Source organism: Campylobacter concisus, assembly GCF_003049735.1.
Lineage (GTDB): Bacteria > Campylobacterota > Campylobacteria > Campylobacterales > Campylobacteraceae > Campylobacter_A > Campylobacter_A concisus_AN.
Genome location: NZ_PIRM01000003.1, coordinates 16,833 through 37,210, shown reverse-complemented (window position 1 = coordinate 37,210; position 20,378 = coordinate 16,833). Strand labels below are relative to the sequence as shown.

The following is a 20,378-nucleotide window of genomic DNA, read 5'->3' as shown; positions in this document are numbered from 1 at the left end:
TAATTTATTATGTGCTGTTTGGGGTTTATTAAAATTTATTATGCAGATAAAAATTTATTTCAGGTATTTTTATAGCTTACTTCATTTATCATAAATCTCATCAAGTCCATTTCTTTCATTCTCAAATACATTATGAAGCATTGCATAACTTGCATCAGCTATATCAATATAGTCTTTAAAGCAATTTATTAGCTCTTTATTTGATTTTTTAGTTTGCACTTACTTGTCCTTGTTTGCTTTTATGAATTTGTTGTTTGTTAGAATGAATCTATCTTTACTAGTTCTTGTTACAAAATTTTGTTTACTTAATTTAAAGCCCCTTCCTTCGTCACCATATAAACCATAACTGGTCTTTACATATGTATAAGATACTCTTACCGTTACAGGTATAGCCATATCTTTGTCTTCATATAGATAAAGCATTAGCAATTCTGGTCTTTGTTTGCTAAAATCATCTCCGATAAATTCTTTTATCTTATTTATATAAACTTCTGGTACTTTGGCTTCTTTGCCAGTTTGGTTTTCATAATCTATCCAACGAGTATAATATCTTTTACCATTTGAGAGAATTCGTGGAAGTTTTTCATTAATAGGCTTTGGATCAATAGCGTAAAGCCCATCACCCAAATCTCTACCTTTCATTTTTTTACTTAACTCTTTTCTCTCAGCTTCTCTTTTCTCTATCTCTTTCTCAAATTTCTCATCAAATATATATACTCCACCATATTGTTTAGCTAAGTTTTCTAGTTCAGAGTTACTTATCTTTTTATTTGCTTGATTAGCTGAGCAAGCTATTAAAAATATACTTGTTAGAAGTAAGAGTGTTATAGCTAGAAATTTCATTGGTTATCCTTTTATGTTTGAAATTTTAGTTTGCACTTACTTGTCCTTGTTTGCTTTTATGAATTTGTTGTTTGTTAGAATGAATTTGTTTCCACCGCTTATATTTACATATCTATTTTGTTTAAAGCTAAATCCTCTTCCTTCGTCACCAAATAATCCATAATCTGTTTTTACAATATAGTAATCAACTGTCATATCTATTACTTCGATATTGCCTTCTTTGTCTATACAAAAATAACCCAGATCAAAACCTAGTTTATATTTGTTGTAATTATCTATACCTATAAAATTTATAACCTTTTCTTTATATTCTATTGGGATTTTTATTTTCTTTTTGGTTTGGTTTTCATAATCTGTTGAATTTTCATAATATCTTTTACCATTTGAGAGGGTTTGAGGGAATTTTTGATCCATGATTTCTAGGTCAGCTCTTTTAAAATTTCTTTTATTATTTTTAAAGAAATCATCCATATAATCGCTTCTTTCTTTTTCTCTTCTCTCTATCTCTTTCTCAAATTTCTCATCAAATATATATACTCCACCATATTGTTTAGCTAAGTTTTCTAGTTCAGAGTTACTTATCTTTTTGTTTGCTTGATTAGCTGAGCAAGCTATTAAGAATATACTTGTTAGAAGTAGTAATATAAATGCGGTAAATTTCATAAATAAATTTTTAAAATAAATAATCAAAAATCTAAGAATTTTACATAATGAAGTCAAGGAGTTCATCTAAGGATTTTGTCCTTAGATGAAAGATTAAGATTTTTTGATCGCTCTAATAGGAATAACAAATATTGCTGCGATCACATAAAAAGCAATACAAAAAACAGCCGCCATCATAAATATCTCGCCGATATCATAAAAGCTTGACTCAAGCCTAAATGTATCCACGTAATTTATCGCAAACCATAATGCTACGCCAAGAGCGATAGCAAAAACGAAAAAACCCCAAGAAAACAAGAAATTTAATATCTTAGTTCCCAATTTCTCTCCTTTTTAATTATTTTTCTAACCTAAAACCGCCACCAAAAGCTCTATAAACTTCGACTGCGCTATCGACCTCATCAAGCTTTGCTGAGACGTCTTGTAATTTTGCTTGAAGCAAATTTCTCTGCGCATCAAGAAGCTCTAAATGCCCAATATAGCCAGCATCATATTGCTCTTTAGCAAGCGAATAAATTCTTTGTTGGGATTTTAGCAAATTTTTCACTTGTTCCAAAGAAATTTTTGAATTTTGCCTTGAAACAAGCGCATCTCTTACTTCGCCAAGAGCCGATTTTACCGCTGCTTCATAATTAACAGCAGCAATTTGTTCATTTGTTTTAGCCACTGCGACATTATTTTTTGTCCTACCAAAATCAAAAATTTTCTGTGCTAAAGAGCCTCCTATACTCCATGTATTAGCATTTCCAACAAAGATATTTTCAAAATCAATACTTGAAAAGCCAAAAAGTCCAGTCAGTGAAATGCTTGGAAAATACTCAGCCCTTGCAACACCAACAAGAGCATTTGTAGCTTTTAAATCAGCCAGTGCCTTTGCCACGTCGCTTCTTCTTAGCAAAATTTCAGAGCTAATGCCAGCACTTATCTCGGGAGAAGCTGGTAAATTTTGCGAGCTAGCAACAGCTCCACCTAAAATTTCATTATTACTTTTACCAGTCAAGATAGCTAGTGAGGTGATAGCTTTTGACTTTGCATTTAATATAGAAGTAAGATTGGTCTTAGCGCTTTCTACTGCTGCCTTACTTTGCAAATAGGTCATCTCATTTATGCTTCCAAGATCAAGCTGTGTTTTGCGAAGTGCTAGCGTATCTTCATAGGTTTTTAAAGTCTCTCTTAGCACAGCTTCTTGCATATTTAATGAAACTAATGCAAAGTAGCTTTTTACAACATTTGAGCTGATACTTAGTCTCGCGCTATCATAGTCAAATTTGGTTGCATTTAGGCTTTCTTCGGCCGCTGCTACATTATTTCTTACTCTACCCCAAAGATCAATCTCATAGTTTAATCCTAAATTTATATCTGATTTTCTATAACGAGTTTGTGGTTGTTTAGTATATGTTTCGCCGCTACTTTTTGCTTTTTCGTAGCCTATATTTAAATTTATACCAGGAAGCAAATCCGCCTCAGCTACGCCAAGGCTTGCTTTTGCTTTCTCTAAATTTAAATAAGCAACACGTAAATTTGTATTTTTCTCAAGTGCACTTTCTACTAGAGAATTTAAATTTTCATCGTGAAATTCTCTCCACCAAAGATCCCTTATATCACTTGTCTCATAAGTGTAAGTAGATGTGAAATTTGTATCTACATTTGGCATATCTGGACGAAATGAGCAACCAGCTAAAAATGCCGCCGTTATAAGTATAAACGCCTTATTTTTCATCTTTTTTTGCTCCCTTTTTCCAGTATTTCTCATTTAAATTTTCAAGCAAATAGTAAAACATTGGCACGAAAAATATAGCTATCGTCGTAGAAGCGATCATGCCACCAACCACGCCAGTTCCTAATGAGTGGCGAGATGCAGCGCCTGCGCCTGTGCTTATAACCATTGGGAAAACGCCTAGTGTAAATGCGATAGATGTCATAACGATAGGTCTAAAGCGAAGTTTTGCTGCATTTACGGCTGATTCAAATATGCTCTTTCCTCTCTCACGCTCTTGCATAGCAAATTCTACGATCAAGATGGCATTTTTGGCCGCTAGACCGATGAGCAGCAAAAGACCGATCTCAAAGTAGATGTCGTTTGTTAGCCCTCTTATCCAAACAGCTAGCAACGAGCCAAATACCGCAAACGGCACAGCTGTGATGACTGCTAGTGGGATGAGCCATCTTTCGTACTGAGCAGCAAGGATCAAAAAGACAAAGACCATACCAAAGATAAAGGCAACCGTGCCTGTTCCTTGAGAATTTACCTCTTGATACGCCGTTCCAGCCCAGCTTATAGCGTAGTCCTCGCTGCTTAGCGTGTCATTTACGACCTCTTGGATCGCTCTGATCGCATCGCCTGACGTGTAGCCAGGTTTTGGATCGCCCATGATCTTAGCCGATGGAAAGAGGTTAAATCTATCAACGATATCAGGTCCAATCGTTCTTGTAAGTGTTGCTACTGAATTTAGTGGCACCATGCCGCCATCATATGAGCGGACGAAAATTTTTCTTAGATCCTCAGGGTTGTTTCTAAAGTTATCGCTCGCCCTTGCATATACTCGGTAAGATTTACCAGCAAGATTGAAGTCATTTATGTAGTAAGAGCCAAAAGTAGCCGCTATCGTGCTGAAAATTTCACTCTCGCTTACGCCAAATAGCTTTGCTTTTTCTTTATCAACCGTGATCTTAAACTGGCGGTAGTTTGTCTCAAGTGTTGTTCTTACGCCAGTTAGCTCAGGTCTTGCGTTTGCAGCTGCAGTTACCTTTCTAGCATCTGCTTCTATCTCGTTGTAGCTTTTGCCGCTTTTGTTTTGTAGATACATCTCAAAGCCGCCAGTCATTGATAGACCCATGATAGGTGGCACGTTTACGACAAAGGTCATCGAGTTTTTAGAGCCCCAAAGCATACCGTTAAACTGACCGACCAAGGCATCTGCACCGTCCGTTGCACCTTTTCTCTCGCTCCAGTCTTTTAGCTTGATAAAGCTAATGGCTGAGTTTTCTCTAAGTGAGTTAGCGAGCATATCATAACCTGCAAAGCCCATGTTAAATTCAACATTTGGATTGCTCAAAATAGCATTGCTGATAGAATTTACCTCTTCTTTAGTTTTTAGCATATTTGTTGAAGGTGGAAGCGAGGTGATAACCATCAAAGCACCCTTGTCTTCTGAAGGCACAAGCCCTTTTGGCACCTTTTGAAATAGGCCATACGTAGCAAATCCCATTATACCAATGACTATAAAGCTGATAATGACGTGTTTTAAAATTTTTGCCACGCCAGCTGTAAAGAGCTTAGTGCTAAAGTCAAAGAAGTCGTTAAATTTCTGAACTATCCAAAATGGCTTACTCTCTTGTTTTTTAAGCATAACCGCACAAAGTGCTGGCGTAAGAGTAAGAGCGACAAAGCCTGAGATACAAACAGAAACAACAAGTGTTAGAGCAAACTGCTTTTGTATAACGCCAACAAAGCCCTCCATAAATGAAACTGGCACGAAAACCGCACAAAGTACAAGTACAATAGAGATAACTGGAGTTTGTACCTCCTCCATCGCCTTAAAAGTCGCGTCTTTTACGCTGATCTCTTTATCTTCATGTAAAATTCTCTCGACATTTTCTATGACGATAATAGCGTCATCTACGACGATACCGATGGCTAGGATCAGGGCAAAAAGTGTGATCAAATTTATACTAAAGCCCATCACATAAAGCCCGCCAAATGTGCCTATGATAGAGACTGGCACGGCTAGCATTGGTATGATGGTAGCTCTAAAGCTCTTTAAGAAGAAGTACATTACGATAAGAACTAGCACCATCGCTTCTACGAAAGTTTTTATAACTTCGTCTATTGAGACGGTGATAAATTCAGTTGGATTGTAAGCTATCGTGTGCTCTAAGCCAACTGGGTAGGTTTTCTTTAGCTCTTCAAGCTTTGCTTTGACCGCTTCAGCAGTTGCTAGTGCGTTTGCATCGTTTTGCAAAAATAGCAAAAGTGGCACTGCTGGCTTGCCATTTAGCATAGCTTCAGATGCGTAGCTAGCAGCTCCAAGCTCGACTGTGGCGACCTCTTTTAGCTTGACGACTGTGCCGTCATCACTTTTTATCAAAATTTCGCCAAATTGTTTTGGATCTTTAAAACGTCCTTCAGAAACTACAGAATAAACATAAGGATTTTCACCCTTTGATGGCTGCTCACCGATCTTACCAGCGGCGTATTGTGAGTTTTGGATTTTTACTTGAGAGATGACATCGCTTGGAGTTAGTTTAAACTGAGCGAGCTTGTCTGGCTTTAGCCAAATTCTAATCGAGTACTCTTTGTTGCCAATTAGCACTGTATCGCCGATACCATTTACCCTTTTGATCTCGTCTGCGATATTTAAATTTACATAGTTATATAGCTCAACTTGGTTCATATTTGGATTTGTAAAGCCAACAACTTGAAGGATCGAGCCACTTCTTTCGCGTACCGTTATGCCCATATTTTGCACTTCTTGGGGCAATCTTGAAAGAGCTGCTTGCACGCGGTTATTTACATCGATCGTAGCTTGTTTTGACGATGAGCCGATCTTAAAATATACGCTTATGTTCATAGTACCAGCAGAGCTTGAGGTACTTTGCATATAGAGCATATTTTCAACGCCATTTATCTGATCTTCGATCGCACTTGCGACTGAGTCGGCGATAGTCTGCGCATCAGCACCGCTATATGTCGCACTTACAGAGACAGTAGGCGGTGTAAGACTTGGATACTCCTCTATTGGAAGCCCCTTGATACCCATAAAACCTGCTATAACTATGATGATAGATATAACAGTTGCAAATATCGGGCGGTTTATGAAAAATCTTGAAAACATCTATCTGCCTTTACTTGCTACTTGTAGCGTTTACATCTTTGCCGTTTATAAATTCCGCACTTAGGTCTTTATCAGTTTCAACTGGTGCACCAACTCCTATTTTAAGGAAGTTATTAACAATTATCTTATCACCCTCTTCAAGACCCTCAGTCACTACGATCATATCTTTTGTTTGGTAGCTTGTTTTTACATTTTTTTGGCTTACTTTGCCATCTTTTACGACTAAAACATAAGAGTTTGTAGCGCTTTGTTGAAGAGCAACTTGTGGGATGTTAAAGGCATTTTTTTGCACAAATCCACTCATCTTTATATGACCAAACGCACCTGGTAAAATTTTACCTTCACTATTATCAAAGCTAGCCTTTGCTAAAACGCTGCCAGTTGCGGTATTTACGACGTTATCTATAAAATTTACTTTACCATTAAAATTTTCGCCATTGACACTTAACACAGCGTCACTATTTAGCTGTTGCCATGAGCCGTTATCTAAATTTGTCTTTCTAGTTAGATTATCCACATCAGCGATATAAAATTCTGCTTCAATAGGATTTATTTTTGTAAGTCTTACAAGTTTTGTTTGGTTTGCTATGACAAGCGAGCCAACATCTACTTGGTTATCACCCACTACGCCGTCAAATGGTGCTGTAATAGTCGTGTATCCTAGATCGATTTTTGCATTTTTTAAATTTGCTTTTGCACTTACTAAATTCGCATTTGCAATGTCATAAGCCGCAACTGCTGCGTCGTAGTCTTTTTGAGAGACTGCATTTTTCTTATAAAGGGCAGAAATTCTTTTAAACTCGGTCTCGGCATTTTTCAAATTTGCATTTGCCACGCCGACAGAGGCATCAAGTGAGTCGTAGCTGGCTTGATATTTCTCTGGATCTATGAGAAATAGCTTCTCTCCAGCTTTTACCTTATCGCCTGGCTTAAAAAACTGCTTTATGATAGTTCCGCCAACTTTTGGATAGATAATAACATCTTGACTACTTACAACCGTTGCGGTGTAGTCAAAACTAATAGGTACGTCTGTTTTTTGTGCGGTAAAAATATCCACATGAGATAGTGGCATCTGGCGACCTGCTGCCGCTTTATTCTCTTTATTTTCAAAACAACCACTTAGAAATAAAACTGCAACCGAAAGCACAAGAGCACTTTTAAAATTTGCCATAAAAACCTCTCTTAATTTTAAATTTTAATATCATATTTAGTTTTTGTAATATTTGTAATAATTGTTACAAAAATTTAAAGTTCTCGATTCTATTAGAAAACAAATAAAAAGTCAATTTTATTTTTTACTAACTCCATTCAAAAACAACTCAACACACAAGCTAATATGCTTTTTACGCTCTTTTTCACTAAGCTTTGGTTCTTCATTTATCAAAAGCGAATCGTAGTAATAAGCCCCGATCACGCTTTGTATAAAGTACTTTGCAGCAAATTTGGCTGAAAATTTTGAATCAAGTTTGGCTTTTACCTCATCTCTTTCAAAGAAATTTATAAGCACAAGATCGATCTTTTTTAAAATTTGATCCAAAAACGTCTTACCAAGTTTGCCGCCATTTTTAGAACCCTCACTCATCATTATCCTACCAAGAGAGATATGCCTTTTGCTGCAAACGATAGAAAATATTATGGTTGCAAATTTGGTTAAAAATTCCTCCAAGCTGTGAGAAATTTTAAGATCTATTTTCTCATCAATCTCTTTTATAAGGCTATCTATCTCTTGCTCAACGATCGCCTCAAAAAGCCCCTCTTTGTTCTCAGAAAATGTATAAATGCTAGAAAGCGATCCACCACTTATCGCTACGATATCACTTAAGCTTGTCTTTTCGTATCCTTTTTCTAAAAATAGTTCAAGTGCTGTTTTTACGATAAGTTCGTATCTTTTTTTACCCTTTTCTGAGATCGCCATCTTGCTTCCTGTTAAATTTTTGTCATTTTATCATCTTTTAGGATAGATAAAAGTACTTTGCCTTTGCACACTGATAGCCGGCTCATCGGTGGCATAGGCTTTTATATTTATATGTTTTAAAAAATCTTTATCGCTTAAATTTTCATTTTTTGATTTTAATGTGACGATTACTCGTTGCTTTGCGCCGGCTTTTAATATAAATGGCTTATTTGGACGAGAAATTTCTATATTCTTATCGTCTACTTCAAAGTAAAAGGCATGCTCTTTATTTTGTGTGTTTTGCACCAAAAATACGTAAGAATTTTCGACTTCATTTTCGCCTAAAATTTTATAAAGCTCGCTTGTTCTATTTATGTTTAAAAGCATACTTTCTTTTTTCCCACTCATCAATGCCCCAGCTGTTAAGACAATGCCCAAAATAACGAGATAAGCAACCGTTCTAAAGCGTAAAATTTTGACTCTTTTTTGCTCTTTTATAGAGTTTATACTTCTCCACTCAATAAGTGAACTTTCATCAAAATGCTTCATCACTTTAGCGCAAGCATCGCTACACTCTAGACAATTTATACATTCAAGCTGCATACCTTTTCTTATATCAATGTGCGTTGGGCATACTCTTACGCACGCCTCGCAGCCAGTACACAGCGCGCCTTCTTCTTTTGGTTTTTTAAATTTCTCTTTTCCGTTATAGATTACGCCACCTCTTTTTTGATTGTAAATAACTTGGATCGTATCGTTATCAAACATCACTGATTGCACCCTAGCGTAAGGACAAACATAAATACAAAAATTTTCTTTTAAAATGATGACATCATAAACTAACCAAATAGCGATAACAAGCCAAAATGCAAGCAAAACTCCATGTTCGCTTGGCTCTTTTAAATAAGCAAAAAAATCAAGCGGTGGCACAAAATACCATAAAAAATTTGCCGAAATAATAAGAGCTAAAATACACCAAATTCCAACTGCTAAAGCACGCTTTAAAATTTGCCCTTTTGGCTCATTTTGTTTATTTTGGATATTTTTTCTGATCTTTAAAATTTTAGTTTGCAAAAGGTCACGAAATATCGTTCTAAAAATAGTTTGCGGACAGCTCCAACCACACCAAACACGCCCTGCAAGTGTCGTTAGAAAAAATATACTTAAGAACAAAATGATAAACAAAAATGGCAACAAATAAAGCTCTTGCATATCAAATTTTGTAAAAAATAGATCAACTCTACTTTTATCAAAACTTAGCAAAAATAGCTGCGCATCATTTACTCTGATAAATGGCAAAACAAAGACAAATAGCGTAATACAGGCGAAAAAAATGTAACGCCTCTTGGCGTAGCTAAGATGAAAATCCTTTGACATAATAAGCCTTTTTTGAAATTTTATGATTATAAAGCTTATGGCATTAAAAGAGTTTTAAAAAAAAATAGTTAAAAGCTTAAATTTATGAAAATTAAACTATACTCACGGCTTATTTTAATCTGAAAGGTGGTGAGGACGTTGCCTGGTATTAAGGTACATCCTAACGAGTCATTTGACGAGGGTTACAGAAAGTTTAAGAAACAAACTGACCGTAACTTAGTAGTAACTGAAGCAAGAGCTAGACGCTTCTTTGAGCCTAAAACTGAGATCCGCAAGAAACAAAAAATTGCAGCTCGCAAGAAAATGCTTAAACGTCTTTATATGCTTAGACGCTACGAGTCAAGACTCTAAAACCAAGACAAAGAGGGCTTTGCTCTCTTTGTTTAACTCTTCTTTTAGCCTTATTTTTTTATAATCAAAGCAAATTTTTTATTTTATTTTAAACGGAAATTCGATGCAAAAGCTAGCTATAAACGAAGCTGCAGAAATTTTAGGCATAACAAAAGAAGCAGTCTATAATAGAATCCGCCGTGGTTCGATAAATACAGTCATTGAAAATGGCACAAAATTTGTCATCCTTGATGAGAAACCAAGTAGCGAAAAAGCCACAAAATCCACTCCAAAAAGTACAAAAACTAAATCCCAAAATGATGAGTTTGTAAATTATTTGCTAAATGAGTTAAGCGAGTTAAAGAGTTTAAATTTAAACTTGCAAGCCGATAAAGATAGGCTTTTTAAAGAAAAGGAGCAGATGCTAATCGAGCGAAAAAATGAAATTTTGCAAATTTATAAAGATAGAGATGAAAAGCTCATGCAGTTTCTAAATGCTATGCAAAGGCCGCTTTTAGCACAAAAAAATGACGATATGCCAAATAATGAAGCGATAGAGGCTGAGATAGAAAATGAATCAAAATGGATAAATTTAAGTGAATTTTTAAAGGAGCTAAATCTAAAGCCAAAGGCAACGAAAAAAGCCAGTGAAAAGATAATAAAAGCGATACACCACTCAAAATTTATAAAATTTAAACGAGGCGTGATACTTGTTAGAAGACATAAAAATTTAAAAGAGTTGATAGGAGAGATATGAAACACATTAAAAAGATAGCTACTTATGCTGCGGTAGGCGGATTTGGTGCGATCGTTATGGCTGGTCTTGCTGGCTGTGGCAGTAACAATGGCGGTGATGAAAATGCACTAAACGAAGTTGCGCAAAAAAATGGCGCCTTTGTCATTATCGAAGAGAGCGCGCCTGGAGTTTATAAAATTTTAGAAGAGTATCCAAGTACTGAAACTAGAGTTGTACTAAAAGACATAAACGGTACTGAACGTGTGCTAAGCAAAGACGAGATTGATAAGCTCCTAGCTCAAGCAAATGCAAATATCGACAATGGCACTTCAAATTTAACAAAAACGAGTGACGCACAGCTAAGTAGTGGCGGTCTAAGCCTTGGTGAGACGATACTTGCCTCAGCTGCTGGTGCTATACTTGGTAGCTGGATAGGTAGCAAGCTTTTTGGAAATCAAAATTTCCAAGCTACTCGTCAAAATTCTTACAAAAATCCAAGCGCATACACAAGAAGCGTTGATAGCTTTAATAAGCAAAAAGCAGCAAATTCTGCTGCAAGAAGCAGTGGCGGCAAGAGTGGATTTTTCGGTGGTGGATCAAAATCAAGCTCTAGCTCATCAAGCTTTGGAGGCTAAAAAATGATAAATTTAAGAAAAATCACTCCGTTAAATAACGAATTTATGGAAAAAATCGGCTTTGCTTGGCATACAGACAACGATAACAGCTCATACATCGCAGATGAGATCGTGCAGGTAAAAGCAAGTGAGGCGGATGCTTACTACGAAGCGGCAAACGAGCTATATGATATGTATGTAAATGCCGCTCAGCACGTGATCGACAACAACCTCTTTCACGAGATAGGAATACCATTTAACCTAGTTGATATCATCAAAAATAGCTGGGAAAATGACGTTCACTGGCATCTTTATGGTAGATTTGATCTTGCAGGCGGGCTTGATGGCAAGCCGATAAAACTGATCGAATTTAACGCCGATACGCCAACAGCAGTTTTTGAGACAGCGATCATTCAGTGGGCGATGCTAAAGCTAAGTCATATGGATGAAGCAGAGCAATTTAATAACCTTTATGAAGCTCTAAAACAAAATTTTAAACGCCTTATCACGCTTGGCGATGATAATGTAAATTTTGAGGATGTTTACGAGGGCTGGGGGATACTCTTTAGCTCTATCGCTGGTAGTATCGAGGATGAGCAAACCGTTAAATTACTGCAATACATCGCAAAAGAGGCCGGCTTTAAAACCGACTTTGCCTACGTTGATGAGGTCGTTTTTAACGATGACGAGGGCATTTTTAAAGGCGATGAAAATTTCGAATACTGGTTTAAGCTTGTGCCTTGGGAGAGCATAGCGATCGATGAAGGCGAGCTAGCGCTCATACTCTCAAATATCATCAAAAACCAAAAAGCCATTATCATAAATCCTGCCTACACGCTACTTTTCCAAAGCAAAGGAATTTTAAAAATTCTTTGGGATCTATATCCTAATCACCCGCTCTTGCTTGAGACCTCAAATGAGCCACTAAAAGGCAAAAAATATGTGAAAAAGCCGGTATTTGGTAGAGAGGGCGCAAACGTCTCGATACACGATGAAAACGGCGCACAAATAGCAAGTAACGAGGGCGAATACGACTCAAACAAAGCCATCTATCAAGAATTTTACGAGTTTAACCAAGATGAGAGGGGCGAGAGCTACCAAGCTGGCGTATTTTACGCTTATGAAGCGTGCGCGCTTGGATATAGAAAGGGCGGTAAAATTCTAGATAACTACTCTAAATTTGTAGGACATTTTATTAAGGATTAAAGATGAAGATCGTTTGTTTAGACGCGGCAACGCTTGGAGAGAACGTTGATCTTAGTGTTTTTAAGAAATTTGGCGAGTTTATCAGCTACCAAAAAACCAAAAGCGATGAGGTCGTATCTCGTCTAAAGGGCGTTGATGTCGTCATCACAAACAAGGTCGTCATCGACAAAGCCGTGATGGACGCGACAAATTTAAATCTTATCTGCATAAGCGCAACCGGGATGAATAATGTCGATCTAGAGCATGCAAAAGCTAAAAACATAGCCGTTAAAAACGTCGCTGGCTACTCGACCGCAAGCGTCGTGCAGCACACGTTTGCTTTGCTTTTTGAGCTAACAAATCGTATCGAATTTTATGATCACTACGTAAAAAGTGGCGAGTGGGTGAAGAGCGAAATTTTCACCTATCTTGGCGCAGACATCAGCGAGATCGCTGGTAAAGAATTTGGCATCATCGGACTTGGCGAGATAGGACGCGGCGTGGCGACAGTGGCACGTGCATTTGGCGCAAATGTGAGCTACTACTCGACAAGCGGAGCAAATAAAAATAGCGAGTTTAAGCAAAAAAACCTAGATGAGCTACTAAGAAGCAGCGACATCATCAGCATCCACGCACCGCTAAATGAAAAGACTAGAAATTTACTAGGCGTAAACGAGATAAATTTACTAAAAGATGATGCGATAGTGCTAAATTTAGGGCGTGGCGGCATAGTTGATGAAGTAGCGATGGCAAGGGCGATAGATGAGAGAAATTTACGCTTTGGCACCGACGTTTTAGAAAGCGAGCCAATGAGCGAAAATAGCCCATTTTTAAATGTAAAAAACAAAGAAAATCTACTCATCACGCCGCACGTGGCATGGGGTAGCCTGGAGGCTAGAAAGACGCTCATCGCAAAGATCATCGCAAACATCGAAAATTTTATCAATGAGAGCAAGTAATGGGCTATGATATAAGCTATCACGCTATTAGCGAAGATGAAATTTCAAAGTGGTATTTTGAGGCACTTGAGCTTGCAAGGGCTGGTAAATTTGACGAGGTTTTAGCGCTTACTAGCAAAGCTGGCGTAGAGGAATTTTACGCGCAAAAATACAAAGATACGCTAAGCGCTGCGTTACAGTATAAAGACGATAAAATTTTTAACAAAACTCACGGCTTTTGTATCGCCGTCACACAAGGATTTTTTAGAAAGTATTTCTACACTCGGGGCACAGCGCTAAGCTCTTTGGCACAGCAAAATGAGAAATTTAAAAACTACATTAGCAACTGGCGAGAAATTTTACCAAGTGAGTTTTTGAATAAATTTAGTGGCGAAATTTATAATGAGATCACCGAAAACTACTGCTGTGGCGCTTATGTAAACGCTAAAAACGTAGCTAAACTAAAGGCTGACTATGAAGCAGGCGGTGAGATAAAAGATGCGGTTGATGGCTTTTACATGCAAAATTTACCTGCATTTTTAGATGCTCTAAACTACGCATACGAGCTAGAAACAGGCCTGCTTGAGGCCACTGAGGTCGTGGAGCCAAATCCACTTGATCTAAACAAATCAAGCTCATATTCAAACCTCTTTAACTGCGATCCAAAGGGCGCTATCATCTACGCACAGACCGCAGTGCAGCAGATTGGCGAGGCTATAAATCAAGAAGAGACTGGCAAAAAGTCGCTTTTTGAGAAGATCAAAGGGCTATTTAAATAAATTTGAAAGGATAAAAATGGCAACTGAGCATAGTTTTGATATAAGTGCCGAGGTCGATATGATGGAGGTTAAAAATGCTCTTGAGACGGCTAAAAAAGAGATCGCTGCGAGGTATGACTTTAAGGGGCTTGCAGCTGAAGTCGAGCTAAACGAAAAAGAGAAATTTATCACACTTCTTAGCTCAAGTGACAACAAGATCGACGCGCTAAAAGACATCGTGATCTCAAAACTCATCAAGCGCAACATCCCACCAGTGGCGATCACAGAGACAAAAAGAGAGCCAGCGAGTGGTGGAATTTTAAAGGCGACGCTAAAACTAAACGACACACTTGACGCTGAAAACTCAAAAAAGATCACCAAAGCGATCAAAGACTCAAAGATCAAGGTGAGTGCGCAGATCAGGGGTGAAGAGATCAGAGTGACAAGTAAGAGCATAGATGACTTGCAGGAGTGTATAAAGCTAGTGAGGGGGTTAAATTTAGAACTTCCGATAAGCTTTAAAAACCTAAAGTAACGCACTTTTTCGCTTTATTATGCGTCGTTGATTTAAATTTTTGCTCGGTCATTACCAGCTCGGTAACTCCTGCCACAAAAATTTAAATCGCCTCGCCTAATTTTGCGAAATAATCGTATGGTTTTTATAGTGAAATCTTGCAGACTTGCAGGCTAAATTTGTGAAATAGCTGCGTGACTTTTACATTTAAAATTTCGCAGTATTTTGGGCTAAATTTGTGCAATTTCGCATGATTTTTGTATCTAAAATTTGGCGTATTTGTGGGTGAAATTTCGCCTTATCGTTTTATTTAAATTTGATCTATCTAAAATTAAAAATAAGGACAAAAAATGAGCTTTTTTAAGAAAATTCTCGGTAAGCAAATCGATCTTGGCAAGCAAATGCCGATCTATTTTGTAAGTAGCGACGAAGACTATATGCAGCGTGCGTTTGAGCAGGCCAGAGAGAGCTTTAGATATTTTTGGCGTGAGGTTTACTGGGAGCGCCGCAGGATCGTACCAGCACTTGACTATGCGATGGTAAAAATTTGCTTCTTGGATGTCGTAAATGGCGAAGAAGTTGGCGAGCACATGTGGATAGACGATGTGGAATTTGACGGCGAAACGATATATGGTACGCTCGTAAATGAGCCAGATAGCGTGCAAAACGTGAAGTTGGGCGACCAAATAAGCGCAAAGATAGACGAGATGAGCGACTGGCTCTTTTCGATAGATGGACGCGCATACGGCGGATTTAGCGTGCAGGCGATGCGCTCACGCATGCAAAAGAAAGAGCTAAAAGAGCACGATAGAGAGTGGGGGCTTGATTTTGGCGATTTTAACGATATTTTGGTAGTTTACGAGCAAAAAGAGCATCCTGAAAATTTGATAGAGCATCCAATGAGCAAAAATACGTATGAGCAAGTAAAGCAGTATATAAAAGAGCACCCAAATATGGTCACAGACGCTGATGAGTTTGGCTATACGCAGCTTCACAACGAGGCGATCGCTGGAAATTTAAATCTTGTAAATCTCTTACTAGAAAACGGTGCTGATAAAAATGCCCGGACAAAAAGTGGCAAAACGGCGGCTGATTTTGCTGAGAATTTGGGCTGGAGCGGAATCGCAAAGGTGCTTAAATAGCAAGTTTTTATAAATTTTTAGGATTTAAATTTGAGTTATCAAGATATTTTAAATAAAAAAGATGAGAGTGTTAAAAACTCTATAAATTTTATAAATTTCATTAAGAAAAAGTTTTCAAATGCTCACATAGCAAGCAGCAAACAAGGTAAACTCATAGCTCTTTTAAATGAAGAATATGAGTCTTATCTTGAGCTAAATAGAACAAATTTTATTGAAATTTTAAAAAAACTTAACGAATTAAAAAAGCAAATTTGTTTTATGATTTTGGATATAAAAGATGAGATTATAAAAGATTTCGATGAGAAAAACTATGAAATTTATATAGGTGCAAGCTATAAGGAACCAGAATATCTTGAAAAAATTAAAAATGATTTGCTAAATAACACTTATTTTGAGAGTAGACTTAGCGAATATTCGGCAAATTTAAAGGCAAATTTCATAAAAGAGTGTGTTACTTTTTTCTTTAAACACTCAAATTTTATCGTGCCAATCGCTAGCATCTTTTGCTACTTTTTATATTTTGGTGTTGAAGTAAAATATTTTCCTATTTTAGATAGCTCAGAGATGATATTTACAGGTATTTTACTATTTTGTGCGACTGCATTTATCACGGTTTTTGAGATCGGTATCTTAGTCTTTGTCTCAAACCTTTATCAAAATGATAATAAAAAATATAAATTTAAAAAGCCAAAATTTCTCTTTTTCTATAGCTCAAATTTTATATATTTTTTGACATCCATATCATTTTTTATTTTTGCTTTTATAGCTTATAGGCTTTATTGTAATTGGCTAATGATAATATCACTATTTCCATTCTCTTATATCTGTGTAAATTTAGCAGTTTTCTTTAAGGACAGATCAAATTTTGTTATATATTTCTTGACGATTATAATGCTTATTTTATTTATCGTATCAATTGTTATTTCAAAAAGCATTAGTGGATTTTTGGCACTTTGGATATTATTTTGCTCTTTTATGCTCTCATTCATTCTTGGAATAGCTAGCATAAAAGAGACGAAAGATTTTACTGTTGTTTTTTATGCAGCACTTATTTTTATGATCATTTCAAACTCACTTTTATTTATAAAATACACAGCTAAAACGCTTAGTATAGGAAATGTTGATTATAAATTTTTGCTTATTGACAAAAGCGCTTTAAAAGCTTTGCCAAGCTCGTTTTGCGAGGAAAAATATAAAGACCAAATGGCTTGCGAGATAGATGAAAAGGCAGTTAAAATTTATGACGTGAAGTCGCTTTGCAATATTGGTAAATTTTATTATTTGCAGACGAAAGATGGAGTAAAATTTGAGCTTGACTCGAGTAAGATCATCTCAAGGGCTAAGGAGTAAAATCCTTAAGCTTTGAGACTAAAATTTGATTGATATGTGAAATTTGCAGATTTAAAAAATTAAAATTTATAGGCCAAATTTATCTGGCTAAGCTAAAAATTTCTTTAACACAAGGCTAAATTTATTAAAAGTTAGCTATCCTAACACATCAATTTAAAACCAAACTTATTTAAGGCGATTAGTTATGATCTTTAAAAATATTGTCGAGAATTTTGCCGTAAATTACGCTCATAATTCTATTCAGAGATCACTATATAATGAATTTAATATAGACATTTTAACCACAACCTACACCAAAACTCCAAAAAAAGACAAAAAGTATATGCTCTACGCGCATGTACCATTTTGTCACACATTCTGTCCATATTGCTCGTTTCATAAGTACCACTATGAGCAAGAGCTTGCAAAAGCTTACTTTGAAAATTTACGTGAGGAGATGAGGCAGGTTAAAGAGGCTGGATTTGACTTTGATTCACTTTATGTTGGTGGTGGCACAACGCTTATAAATGAGCCGGAGCTTGAAAAGACGCTTAAGCTTGCAAAAGAGCTTTTTAGTATAGATGAAATTTCAGCAGAAAGCGATCCAAATCACATCTCACCCGAGAGTTTAGCTAGATTTGATGGATTAATTGATCGCTTAAGCGTTGGCGTACAAAGCTTTGATGATGAAACGTTAAAAAGAGTTGGCAGATACGAAAAATTTGGCTCAGCCAAGGAGGTAAAAAGAAAGCTTGAGCTTGCTCTTGGTAAGATCCCGGTCATTAGCCTGGATCTCATCTTTAACCTGCCAAATCAAACGAAAGAGCAGCTCATAAACGACATAAATACTGCAAAATCCATCTTTCCACAACAAATCACCTTCTATCCACTTATGAAATCAGAGCTAACAAGAGAGAATATAGCTCGCTCACTTGGTGTTTCAAACGTAGATAACGAGCGTGAATTTTATGAGATAATCACTGAAGAATTTAGCAAAAGTAACTACAAACAAAGCAACGCCTGGGCATTTTCAAACGAAAAAAGTGCCGACCTTCGTGACGAATATGTTGGTTCAAATTTAGAGTATCTTGGCGTTGGTAGCGGAGCATTTAGCTTTCTTAACGGTGAGCTTGTAATAAACGCGTTTAATCTACTTGAATACGGCAAAAGGATAAAAAATAGGCAAAGCCCAGTCATAGCAAAATGTGGTTTTAGCAAGAAAGAGAGACTTAAATACACGTTTTTAACAAGGCTTTTTGATGGTGGAGTTGATATTAAAAGATATAACGATGAAAATAACACAAACATCAATAAAGCCTTATTTATGGAGCTTAGCTTACTTAAGCTTGTAAATGCGGTATATGAAGAAAATGGCATTATTAAGCCGACATTTTTTGGCAAATATATCTGCATCGTGCTTATGCGTGATTTTTACGCTGGTATGGACAAAGTACGTGCGATATTTAAAGATGACGCTAAGATAAAACGAAGTAAGGTGCTTCGCATAATGAGCGAAAATACTGAACAAAAGTATGAGCCAAATATCATTCAGCCACGAGCTGCGATGTAATGCTTGCAAATTTAATTAAAAAAAACATCTACCAAATTTCTAAAATAGTGTTATTAACACTCGTATTTAGCGGGCTTGGCGTCTGGACTCTTTCATTTATAAATAATGAGCTTGTAAGCTTAAAAGAATTTGACACCTTTATAGTGGTTAAATTTATAGTGGTTTTGCTCTTATTTTTTGTAAGCGCCATCGTAGCAAATATATCGCTTACAAATTTTGGACATAAATTTATCTACGAGCTAAGATATCAAAGTGTAAAGCAAATTTTAGATACGACAAATAGCGTGATAAACGAGATCGGCAAAGCAAAGATCATAGCTAGCCTAAACAATGACATAAAAACGATCACATTTGCTTTTATGAGCGCTACTGGCTTTATACAAAGCTTAGTTTTTATCGTCTGCGCCAGCATCTATCTTTGTGTAATAGCTCCAAAAATTTTTATCTTTTTATCCGTTTGGATCGGTGCGACTCTTTTTATAAATACGCTTTTTATGAAAAAAATTCATCTTTATTTTAAGCATTCTAGAGTTCAAGATGACGCATTGCAAAAGCACTACGACGATATCGTAGAGGGGCATAGAGAGCTTAGTTTAAATAGAGCAAGGGCAAGTGTCTGCTTTGATGAGTTAAATTTTACAGGCGATAAAAAACGTCAAAATATGGTAAAGGCCGATATTTATCACTCATTAAGCGATAATTTTACAAATATTATGCTGCTTGGCTCAGTTGGACTTTGTGTATTTTTGTGCGTGCATTTGACTGGGCGAGCCTGCAAACAGCACTTAGTATAAGTCTTACGATACTATTTTTAAGAGGCTCATTTATGAGCATGGTTGGCTCCATACCAGCCGCACTTAGTGCAAAGGTGAGCTTAGAGAAGATCATGAGTTTAAATCTAAATAATTTTAAGGAAGACTTTAAATTTGACGATAGCCTAAGCGATAATTGGCAAAGCATAAAACTAAAAGATATAAATTTCAACTACACTCACGGCAAATTTAGCCTAAAAGACGTAAATTTAGAGATCAAACGCGGCGAGATAACATTTATCATCGGTAAAAATGGTAGCGGCAAAAGTACGCTTATAAATTTACTTTGCGGGCTAATGCGCCCAAGTAGTGGCAATATTTACCTTGATAGCACAAAGATAGATGAAAGAAATTTACAAAGCTACCAGGCAAAGATTAGCGCTATTTTTGCCGATTTTTATCTATTTTCGCAAACGCTCTCTCATAATGGCTTTGCTAGCCAAAACGAAATAGACGAGCTTTTAGCCTTGCTTGAGATCGACAAAAAAGTAAGTGTCATAGATAATAAGCTTAGTACCACGCAACTCTCAACCGGTCAGCGAAAGCGTCTAAGTCTTTTAATAGCCATCTTAGAGCACCGCTCTATCCTTATCCTAGATGAATGGGCAGCAGATCAAGATCCGCTCTTTAAGCGAAAATTTTATAAAGAAATTTTGCCATTTTTGCAAAGTAAGGGCATAAGTATAATCGCTGTTAGCCACGATGATAGCTATTTTGATGTAGCAACTAGGATCATCTTGGTAAAAGATGGCTTTGTGCGTGAGCTAGACGAGAGCGAGCGAATAAGTGCTGCAAAAGATGCAGTTGAGAAGATAAAATAGGAGTAATTTTTACACAA

Annotated in this window: 21 protein-coding genes; 12 read left to right on the top strand and 9 right to left on the bottom strand. The window is 36.6% G+C overall.

Annotation, left to right across the window (positions count from 1 at the left end):
• Window positions 1–81: 81 nt before the first annotated feature.
• From CVS97_RS06265 to ccoG, 9 genes are all read right to left on the bottom strand, one after another.
• Window positions 82–219: a diadenosine tetraphosphate hydrolase gene (locus CVS97_RS06265; RefSeq protein WP_107785478.1), complete on the bottom strand. Its 138-nt coding sequence runs from the start codon at window positions 217–219 to the stop codon at window positions 82–84.
• Entirely contained in the window at window positions 220–843 is a 624-nt protein-coding gene (locus tag CVS97_RS06260) for a tRNA 2-selenouridine synthase (RefSeq protein ID WP_107785477.1), read from the bottom strand.
• A 36-nt stretch (window positions 844–879) separates the two neighbouring features.
• A complete protein-coding gene (locus tag CVS97_RS06255; protein WP_234401385.1) occupies window positions 880–1,572 on the bottom strand; it encodes a tRNA 2-selenouridine synthase in 693 nt (230 codons plus the stop codon).
• A gap of 27 nt (window positions 1,573–1,599) precedes the next feature.
• Complete coding sequence (locus CVS97_RS06250; RefSeq protein WP_021090435.1) at window positions 1,600–1,827, bottom strand: hypothetical protein; 228 nt, start codon at window positions 1,825–1,827, stop codon at window positions 1,600–1,602.
• Window positions 1,828–1,843: 16 nt separating this feature from the next.
• On the bottom strand, window positions 1,844–3,226 hold the full coding sequence (locus CVS97_RS06245; RefSeq protein WP_107785476.1) for an efflux transporter outer membrane subunit: 1,383 nt from the start codon (window positions 3,224–3,226) through the stop codon (window positions 1,844–1,846).
• Window positions 3,216–6,341 carry an efflux RND transporter permease subunit gene (locus CVS97_RS06240; protein ID WP_107785475.1) on the bottom strand — a complete coding sequence of 1,042 codons (3,126 nt, stop codon included), beginning with the start codon at window positions 6,339–6,341 and terminating at the stop codon, window positions 3,216–3,218. Before CVS97_RS06240 ends, CVS97_RS06245 begins: the two co-directional genes overlap by 11 nt.
• A 10-nt stretch (window positions 6,342–6,351) precedes the next feature.
• Window positions 6,352–7,512 carry an efflux RND transporter periplasmic adaptor subunit gene (locus CVS97_RS06235; RefSeq protein WP_107785474.1) on the bottom strand — a complete coding sequence of 387 codons (1,161 nt, stop codon included), beginning with the start codon at window positions 7,510–7,512 and terminating at the stop codon, window positions 6,352–6,354.
• A 117-nt stretch (window positions 7,513–7,629) separates the two neighbouring features.
• Complete coding sequence (locus tag CVS97_RS06230; protein WP_107785473.1) at window positions 7,630–8,256, bottom strand: TetR/AcrR family transcriptional regulator; 627 nt, start codon at window positions 8,254–8,256, stop codon at window positions 7,630–7,632.
• Between the two features lie 30 nt (window positions 8,257–8,286).
• Window positions 8,287–9,612 carry a cytochrome c oxidase accessory protein CcoG gene (ccoG, locus tag CVS97_RS06225; RefSeq protein ID WP_107785472.1) on the bottom strand — a complete coding sequence of 442 codons (1,326 nt, stop codon included), beginning with the start codon at window positions 9,610–9,612 and terminating at the stop codon, window positions 8,287–8,289.
• Window positions 9,613–9,750: 138 nt separating this feature from the next.
• Between ccoG and rpsU the strand changes: the two genes are divergently transcribed.
• The 12 genes from rpsU (at window position 9,751) to CVS97_RS09405 (ending at window position 20,361) form a co-directional block, all read left to right on the top strand.
• Window positions 9,751–9,963: a 30S ribosomal protein S21 gene (rpsU, locus tag CVS97_RS06220; RefSeq protein WP_009294994.1), complete on the top strand. Its 213-nt coding sequence runs from the start codon at window positions 9,751–9,753 to the stop codon at window positions 9,961–9,963.
• A gap of 103 nt (window positions 9,964–10,066) precedes the next feature.
• Entirely contained in the window at window positions 10,067–10,699 is a 633-nt protein-coding gene (locus tag CVS97_RS06215) for a DNA-binding protein (RefSeq protein WP_103583595.1), read from the top strand.
• Window positions 10,696–11,313 (top strand): UPF0323 family lipoprotein, encoded by a 618-nt coding sequence (locus tag CVS97_RS06210; protein WP_087578236.1) that lies wholly within the window; start codon window positions 10,696–10,698, stop codon window positions 11,311–11,313. Before CVS97_RS06215 ends, CVS97_RS06210 begins: the two co-directional genes overlap by 4 nt.
• 3 nt (window positions 11,314–11,316) lie before the next feature.
• Complete coding sequence (locus CVS97_RS06205; protein WP_107785471.1) at window positions 11,317–12,498, top strand: glutathionylspermidine synthase family protein; 1,182 nt, start codon at window positions 11,317–11,319, stop codon at window positions 12,496–12,498.
• A 2-nt stretch (window positions 12,499–12,500) separates the two neighbouring features.
• Window positions 12,501–13,436 carry a D-2-hydroxyacid dehydrogenase gene (locus CVS97_RS06200; protein ID WP_107785470.1) on the top strand — a complete coding sequence of 312 codons (936 nt, stop codon included), beginning with the start codon at window positions 12,501–12,503 and terminating at the stop codon, window positions 13,434–13,436.
• On the top strand, window positions 13,436–14,194 hold the full coding sequence (locus CVS97_RS06195; protein ID WP_107785469.1) for a hypothetical protein: 759 nt from the start codon (window positions 13,436–13,438) through the stop codon (window positions 14,192–14,194). Before CVS97_RS06200 ends, CVS97_RS06195 begins: the two co-directional genes overlap by 1 nt.
• 16 nt (window positions 14,195–14,210) lie before the next feature.
• Window positions 14,211–14,708 (top strand): YajQ family cyclic di-GMP-binding protein, encoded by a 498-nt coding sequence (locus CVS97_RS06190; protein WP_107785468.1) that lies wholly within the window; start codon window positions 14,211–14,213, stop codon window positions 14,706–14,708.
• 329 nt (window positions 14,709–15,037) lie between these two features.
• Window positions 15,038–15,829 carry a YegJ family protein gene (locus tag CVS97_RS06185; protein WP_107785467.1) on the top strand — a complete coding sequence of 264 codons (792 nt, stop codon included), beginning with the start codon at window positions 15,038–15,040 and terminating at the stop codon, window positions 15,827–15,829.
• Window positions 15,830–15,859: 30 nt separating this feature from the next.
• Window positions 15,860–17,179: a hypothetical protein gene (locus CVS97_RS06180; protein ID WP_107785466.1), complete on the top strand. Its 1,320-nt coding sequence runs from the start codon at window positions 15,860–15,862 to the stop codon at window positions 17,177–17,179.
• Between the two features lie 184 nt (window positions 17,180–17,363).
• The gene (locus CVS97_RS06175; RefSeq protein WP_107785465.1) at window positions 17,364–18,728 is read left to right on the top strand and encodes a coproporphyrinogen III oxidase family protein; all 1,365 of its coding nucleotides are present in this window, start codon (window positions 17,364–17,366) and stop codon (window positions 18,726–18,728) included.
• Complete coding sequence (locus CVS97_RS09410; protein WP_234401384.1) at window positions 18,728–19,522, top strand: ABC transporter transmembrane domain-containing protein; 795 nt, start codon at window positions 18,728–18,730, stop codon at window positions 19,520–19,522. Before CVS97_RS06175 ends, CVS97_RS09410 begins: the two co-directional genes overlap by 1 nt.
• Window positions 19,477–20,361 (top strand): ATP-binding cassette domain-containing protein, encoded by an 885-nt coding sequence (locus CVS97_RS09405; protein ID WP_234401383.1) that lies wholly within the window; start codon window positions 19,477–19,479, stop codon window positions 20,359–20,361. Before CVS97_RS09410 ends, CVS97_RS09405 begins: the two co-directional genes overlap by 46 nt.
• Window positions 20,362–20,378: the final 17 nt, after the last annotated feature.